This is a genomic window from Oleiphilus sp. HI0043 (assembly GCF_001634935.1).
This window is the reverse complement of record NZ_LWEY01000972.1, coordinates 1-402: the sequence shown is the minus strand read 5'-3', so window position 1 is coordinate 402 and position 402 is coordinate 1. Positions and strand designations below refer to the sequence as shown.

Annotated in this window: 1 pseudogene; it reads right to left on the bottom strand. The window is 46.8% G+C overall.

What is annotated here, in order from left to right:
- Positions 1–402: pseudogene (gene fadA, locus A3729_RS10590) on the bottom strand (acetyl-CoA C-acyltransferase); the annotation flags it as partial.

Below are 402 nucleotides of genomic sequence, written 5' to 3'. Positions count from 1 at the left end.
ATAGCTGGATCACAACCTGCAACAGCCATTGAAACGATACGAGCACGTGGCTTAAGGCCAAGCTCTTCTGCTTTCTCAGCTGACATCAACAACATTGCTGCTGCGCCATCTGTAAGCTGTGAAGACGTACCCGCAGTTACTGTACCGCCTTTAGGGTTGAAAGCTGGCTTCAACTTGCCTAGAGACTCTGCAGTCGTTTCTGGACGGATTGTTTCATCGTCCTCAATAAGAACTTTAAAACCGTTCTCATCATGACCTTCAACTGGAACGATTTCGTTCTTAAAACGACCTTCCAATGTAGCTTCGTGAGCTAGACGGTGTGAACGCGCGCCAAACTCATCTTGCATTTCACGTGAAATACCGTGCTTTTAGCTAACATTTCAGCCGTTAGACCCATCATGT